At 63.6% G+C, this 6,316-nt stretch carries 7 protein-coding genes and 2 pseudogenes; 5 read left to right on the top strand and 4 right to left on the bottom strand.

Annotation, left to right across the window (positions count from 1 at the left end; all coding sequences use genetic code 11):
- From RMO18_RS16170 to RMO18_RS16155, 4 genes are all read left to right on the top strand, one after another.
- The coding region (locus RMO18_RS16170) for an SRPBCC family protein (RefSeq protein ID WP_309667287.1) at nt 1-775 on the top strand (775 nt) is incomplete at its 5' end.
- 25 nt (nt 776-800) lie between these two features.
- Nucleotides 801-2,063: an NAD(P)/FAD-dependent oxidoreductase gene (locus RMO18_RS16165; protein WP_309667286.1), complete on the top strand. Its 1,263-nt coding sequence runs from the start codon at nt 801-803 to the stop codon at nt 2,061-2,063.
- A 16-nt stretch (nt 2,064-2,079) separates the two neighbouring features.
- Nucleotides 2,080-2,493 carry a RidA family protein gene (locus RMO18_RS16160; protein ID WP_309667285.1) on the top strand — a complete coding sequence of 138 codons (414 nt, stop codon included), beginning with the start codon at nt 2,080-2,082 and terminating at the stop codon, nt 2,491-2,493.
- A 143-nt stretch (nt 2,494-2,636) separates the two neighbouring features.
- Nucleotides 2,637-3,314, top strand: coding sequence for a DUF1028 domain-containing protein (locus tag RMO18_RS16155; RefSeq protein ID WP_309667284.1), 678 nt, complete (start codon nt 2,637-2,639; stop codon nt 3,312-3,314).
- 44 nt (nt 3,315-3,358) lie between these two features.
- Here the strand turns inward: RMO18_RS16155 and RMO18_RS16150 are convergent, their stop codons facing one another.
- Entirely contained in the window at nt 3,359-3,529 is a 171-nt protein-coding gene (locus RMO18_RS16150) for a hypothetical protein (RefSeq protein WP_309667283.1), read from the bottom strand.
- Between the two features lie 497 nt (nt 3,530-4,026).
- On the opposite strand from RMO18_RS16150, the gene RMO18_RS16145 reads away from it, so the two are divergent.
- A complete protein-coding gene (locus RMO18_RS16145; protein WP_309667281.1) occupies nt 4,027-4,431 on the top strand; it encodes a hypothetical protein in 405 nt (134 codons plus the stop codon).
- Between the two features lie 342 nt (nt 4,432-4,773).
- Here the strand turns inward: RMO18_RS16145 and RMO18_RS16140 are convergent.
- From RMO18_RS16140 to RMO18_RS16130, 3 genes and pseudogenes are all read right to left on the bottom strand, one after another.
- Nucleotides 4,774-5,329: pseudogene (locus tag RMO18_RS16140) on the bottom strand (DDE-type integrase/transposase/recombinase).
- Nucleotides 5,330-5,456: 127 nt separating this feature from the next.
- Nucleotides 5,457-6,113: a substrate binding domain-containing protein gene (locus RMO18_RS16135; RefSeq protein ID WP_309667279.1), complete on the bottom strand. Its 657-nt coding sequence runs from the start codon at nt 6,111-6,113 to the stop codon at nt 5,457-5,459.
- Between the two features lie 88 nt (nt 6,114-6,201).
- A pseudogene (locus tag RMO18_RS16130) lies at nt 6,202-6,316 on the bottom strand (IS5/IS1182 family transposase); the annotation flags it as partial.

Raw genomic sequence — 6,316 nt, 5'->3', positions numbered from 1 at the left:
GGACGGCACCCTGCGCGGCGCCCCGGCGATGGGGCTGAACGAGGCGTTTTGCAAGGACAAGATCGCGCTGCCGGGGATCCGGGTGGAAAACTGGCTGGGCTGGATCATGGTAACGCTGAACCAGTCCGCCCCGCACCCGGCAGAACAACTGAAAGATGTGGAAAACCTGGTCGGCTATCTGGATATGGGAAGCTACCGCGAGACATTCCACGAAGAATTTCGCTGGGCCACCAATTGGAAGGTGCTGGCCGAGAATTTCATGGAAAGCTACCACCTGCCGGTCTGCCATTCTGGTACCATCGGCGGGTCGGTGGACCTGATGAAAATGACCTGTCCGGAAGGGTTTCCGGCCTTCAACTATCACTTCATCATGAAGAACGACACGATCCCTCTGTCGTTGGCGCATCCGTCGAACACCACCTTGCGGGGCGATCAGCGCCGGATCACCTGGCTTTTGTCGATCTATCCCGCGCTTCTTATCACCCTGACGCCCGGCTATTTCTGGTATCTGAGCCTGACGCCCGACGGGCCGGGCCATGTGAACGTGCTGTTTGGCGGCGGGATGAGCGCGGACTGGTGCGCCGACCCTGAGGCTGCAACCCATCTGGCATCGTTGAAGGCGCTGCTTGATGATGTGAATGTCGAGGACAAGGGCTGTGTGGAGCGGGTCTTTCAAGGCCTGAGCGCTGGTCTTTCCGGCCCCGGCACACTCAGCCATCTGGAGCGACCGAACTTTGAGTTTGCGCAGTGGATCGCCGGGCGGATCGGCCAGTAGCGTCGCCGCAAAAGGGCAGGGAACGATGATGGTCGAACAGGTCGAGGTGCTGGTCGTCGGCGCGGGGCAGGCGGGCATCGCGATGAGCGAACATCTGACCCGCTGCGCCATCCCGCATCTGGTGGTGGAGCGCAGCCGCATCGCCGAGCGGTGGCGGACGGGGCGGTGGGATGCGCTGGTGGCGAATGGCCCTGCCTGGCATGACCGCTTTCCGGGGATGGAGTTTGCCGGCGACCCCGAGGCTTTTCCGGGCAAGGAGGCGGTTGCCGACTATTTCGTGGATTATGCTGCCAAGATCGCGGCACCGATCCGCTGTGGCGTGGAGGTGACGGCGGTTCGGCGCAACCCGAACGGGGCGGGGTTTGCGGTGACGACATCGGCGGGGGATATCGTCGCGCGCCATGTGGTTGCCGCAACCGGCCCGTTTCAGCGCCCGGTGATCCCGCAGATGGTGCCGCACAGCGCCGGGTTGAGGCAAATCCATTCAGCGGATTATCGCAACCCCGGACAACTGCCGCCCGGCGGGGTGCTGGTGGTGGGCGCTGGTTCGTCCGGCGCGCAGATCGCGGATGAGTTGCGGCAAGCGGGGCGACAGGTGGTGCTGTCGGTCGGGCCGCACGGCCGCCCGCCACGCCGCTATCGGGGCCGCGATTTCGTCTGGTGGCTGGGAGTGTTGAACAAATGGGACGCCGAGGCGCCGCCCGACACCAAACACGTCACCATCGCAGTCAGCGGCGCGGGCGGCGGCAAGACCGTGGATTTCCGCCGGTTCGCCGCAGAAGGCATCACGCTGGTTGGCCGCGCCGAGGGGTTTCAGGACGGGGTGATGCATTTTGCGCCCGACCTTGCGGCAAATCTTGCGCGCGGCGATGCGGACTATCTGCGCGTGCTGGACGAAGCGGATGCCTGGGCGCTGCGCAACGGCGTTGCCCTGCCAACGGAACCGGAGGCGCGGCAGATCCCGCCCGATCCGCCTTGCGTGACCGACCCGATCCTGTCGCTTGATCTGGCGAAGGAAGGGATCACCTCGATCCTTTGGGCCACCGGTTATGCGCTTGATTTCGGCTGGCTGCAGCTTGATGCATTCGACGCCAAAGGCCGCCCCCGTCACCAGCGCGGCGTGTCAGCGGAACCGGGGCTGTATTTCCTTGGCTTGCCATGGCAGGCGCGGCGCGGATCGGCGTTCATCTGGGGCGTGTGGCATGATGCCAAGCACGTCGCCGACCATATCGCCAAGCTGCGCGGCTATCTTGATTACGGTGCCCCTGCGGCGCTGGAACCCCTCTGACCCCGACAGGACGCCTATGGCCCACACCCGCATCCGCAAATTCAACACCCGCGACACCTATCCCGAACAAAAGCTGGACAACGACCTGTGTCAGGCAGTGGTCGCGCGGGGCACGATGATCTTTCTGCGTGGCCAGTGCCCGCAAGACCTTGATACCGCAGCAAACATAAACAGCCATGACCCGGTGGAGCAGACCCACAAGGTGATGCAGAACATCCGTCAACTGATCGAGGAGTGCGGTGGAAAGATGGAACATCTGACCAAGCTGGTGGTCTACCTGACCGACGTGCGCCACCGCGAACCGGTCTACCGCACGATGGGCGAATACATTCGCGGGGTGCACCCGGTCTGCACCGGCCTGACGGTCGTGGCGCTGGCCCGGCCTGACTGGCTGGTCGAAATTGACGCGACCGCCGTGATCCCGGATTGACACCGCGACCCGGGGGCGCTTCGCCCCCCGGACCCCCAGAGGATATTTGAAGACAGATGAAAGCCGTACAATTCATCTGTCCGCAAGTATCCCACGGGGGTCCGGGGGTGTGAAACCCCCGGCGCCAGCCAAGAGAACGCAAGATGACATTCTCTCTCCTCGCCCATTGCCCCGAGACAGACCAGTTCGGCATGGTGATTGCCTCATCCTCGCCCGCCGTCGCGGCGCGCTGCGCGCATGCGCGGGCCGGGGTGGGGGTGGCGGCAAGCCAGAACATCACCGACCCGGCGTTGGGCACGCGGCTTCTGGACCTCATGCAATCCGGGCTGACCGCTGAGGCCGCGATGCGCCTTTTGGTACAAGACGCGGCGTTCATTGACTATCGCCAGTTGCTGGCGGTGGATGCGACGGGCGGTACGGCGTTTCATTCGGGTGGGCGGACGCTTGGCGTCTGGGGCCATGCGGCGGGCAGGGGGGTGATCGCAGCAGGCAATCTCTTGGCGTCGCCGCAAGTGCCGGATGCTATGCTGGCCCGGTTTGCAACGGCGGCTGGCAGCTTGGGCGACCGGCTGATGGCCGCATTGCTGGCCGGGCGCGATGCGGGGGGCGAGGCTGGTCCGGTGCATTCAGCCGGGCTGTTGATGGTGGACCGAGAAAGCTGGCCGGTGGCATCGCTGCGCTGCGACTGGTCGGACGAGGCGCGCCCGATCGAGGCTGTCGCCCGCGCCTGGCAGGTATATGCGCCACAAATGGCAGCCTATGTTCAGCGCGCCCGCGACCCGCGCGATGCGCCATCCTACGGTGTGCCGGGCGATCAATAGCCCGCCCGCCCGATGGCACTTCGCGCGGGGGCCGTTGGGCGGCGTCAGTTCCCCGGCGGTACCACGCACATCGCGAAGGAGGGTGCAGGCGCGCCCCGCGGCACCGGGTCCGGCACCGAATTCGACACCGGATCCAGCGATCGCAGAAAAGCGGCAATCGCGTAGGCGGCCGCCTCCGAAAGCGCGGCCAGGTTCGGCCAGAGAATGACCGGCACCAGCGCCGCCCGTCAGGCGTAACGCCGGTGCGGACGGCCTTGGCTATGTCAATGGCGTTCCAGGTTCCAAGGCAGCTGTCGTTGTCCGGCGTCAGGTTGGGGCCTTAGACCGTGCCCATGCCCGGCACCTCGAACGCCACGTCGGGCCGGCGCACAAAGCGGTCCATGTCGGGGTTGCCAAGAAAGCAAGGTTGGATCAGCATTTTCGTCCCGCAGACAGTCCACGTCCTCGCGCGCGCCAACCGGGTAGCCTTGCTCGACGATGACATGGAGCACCACCAAATCGACAGGCATCAGGGGGCTACGGACGATTGCACCCCTGGGCAGATGATGTGCGACATTCATCGCCAAGCCGGATGCCGCGATCATCGAGCCGCCGTAGACCGTCAGGATCATCGTCGCGAACTTGGCACCGCCAAGCCTTGCTGCGGGCGGTTTCGCCGCAAGCACCACGAAGGCCCTTGGTTCGGGAAATCCCCCCGTATGAAAGGGGTTGCATGACGGGATCAGATAAGGATGACGAGAAACAGGCCATTAGATCTTCTCGATCCTGCGCCAAGCCGACGGCAGCGTGCTGGAAGCTGTGCTGGAACATGGCGGGAGCAGGGCGTCGTTTTGCGCATGGCAGGCGAAGTATGGGGCACGGATGCGTCGCCATCGCGCAGACCAAGGCGCTTGAAGACAAGAGCCGACGGTTGAAGAAGGTATTCGCCGAACTCGGCACACAAAACCAGCTGCTCAACGAAGCCTTTGGAAACAGCAAATCGGCGATATCAGCGACGAGGGCGGCCGCCACGGCGGTAGAGCAGCGCAGCGTTGGCATCGCCTTGGCTTGTGGGACCTTTGAGGTCAGTAGGACTTGCTGCCGCTACAGCCTGCCTTTGAGTGACAAGAACGGGTAGATCGCCGATTTGGTGATCGGGCTGAAGGAAGCCAGGAAGACCCTGGGGTTCGGGCTATGCTTTTGCACCTTGCCACGTGAAACGGCACGGCTGGATCGTCAAGCCGGACCTTTCGTGGTTTGGTGCCGCGCCTTTCATTGGATATTCTGCAGTAAACGAGATGAACTATGGGACGAGGCAGACCGGATGAGTTTCGCGAAGACGCGGTGTCGCAGGAGGATCGGGGGCTTGCCTGCGGGAACGAATGGCTTCTGCGGCAGAACCGCGCTCTCAAGGAGGGGTGGGACAGACGTGGTCAAACGAATGCGAACGGGTCTCTGTTCACTCTACCCACGCTTGCCGTCAGGCAGCTAGAAGACCACGCCACTCGGCCAGGGCAGCGGTGCGGTCTGGCTTGAAGTTTTGTCGGCTGTTGCGGGCGCGTTGCTGGTCGAAAGGGTTGTGAACGGGGGCAGGGACAGAGGCGTGAGCGGAGGCAATTTCTGCACCGTTCGCACGCGTCGCAACCATAGGATCGAAGTTAGTCAGCAACCAAAACCCCGAGAGATCCGTGGCGGCGCAGTGATTTCCTGAGGAATTTCAAGGCAGCCTCACGATCCCGGCGCTTGGTGACGTTGCCTTCCAGCACCTCTCGCTCGTGACCTGCGGTCCGCCAAAGACAATGACGCTCACCGTTGATCTTCACGAAAACCTGGTCCAGACGCCAGCGCCAGTTGCTCGATCGCACCCCTCCGACACGTCGTTTTCGGATCTCCGCGGCGAACATCGGGTCGAACCGGTTCTATCAGAAGCCTAACGTTTTGTGGCAGATATCCATGCCACGCTCGTGCGGCAGGTCCTCAACTTTGCGAAGGGACTGCGGGTAACCGACGTACAGCATCACCGTCGGGCGGATGATATCTGTGCTGGTCTTGAAGTACCGGAAAGGACTGCGTGTTGCCTTGAGCCGAGGCTAGTTGCCGCGCCAGCCCGCTTCAAGGAATTTTCCTCTGACAGTGCCCATCCCAACCTGCCTTGATCTCTGGCTATGCGGCCAGTCGTGGGTCGGCGCGGAACTCTTCGACAAGGCAATCCACAAAAGCCCGGACCCTTGGTGAAACAAGGCGACGCCTGGGATAGACGGCCTGGATCGGCAGCGGGGCGGGCTCGAAGTCGTTCAGCACCCGCTCGATCACGCCGGTGTCGATCTCGTCGGTGAAGAGCCAGGTCGGACAGACGGCCAGTCCGAGGCCTTCCAGAAGGGCTGACCGCATGCCCTCGGACGCGCTCACCCGGATGCGCCCGGAAACCTTGACCAGGATGGGTGCGGTATCCGGGCCTGCAAAGTGCCATTCATCCACAGTCGCAAGGCCGGTGTAGACGATGCAATCGTGTGCCGTGAGGTCGCGCGGGTGCTGGGGTCGACCGTGCTTGGCGAAATAGTCTGGCCGGGCAACAGTGACGCGCCGCATTTGCCCGATCCTGCGCGCGATCAGCTCCTGATCGGTCACGAGGCCGATACGGATCGCAAGATCGACACCTTCTTCGACCAGATCGACCGGCCTGTCACCCAGCACCCAATCTGTCCGTAAGTCCGGGTGATCGGCCAGGAACCGGGCCATGCGCGGCATCAGATGCAGGCGGGCAAACGCTATTGGCGCGGCAATCCTAAGCGTGCCCCGAACCGCCGCATCAGGACGCACCGCAAGGGCAAGCAGCCGCCCTCTCCGATGTTGATGAGTCTCGAAAGGGAACCGGTCGGAATGGCTCTGTTGCACAAATCGGCTGATGGCCCGGGTATTTCGACGCCCTGAGGGCTTCGTTGCGGGCGACGGCACGCGCTGTGACAGTCTTCCAGGGTCTGGCGTTCTTGCGGGGCGGGATGATTGCCGCAGCCCCCCCGTTC

Source organism: Tabrizicola sp., from assembly GCF_031377265.1.
In the GTDB taxonomy this organism is placed as follows: Bacteria; Pseudomonadota; Alphaproteobacteria; order Rhodobacterales; family Rhodobacteraceae; genus JAUYQR01.
This window is presented reverse-complemented; position numbering and strand designations above follow the sequence as displayed.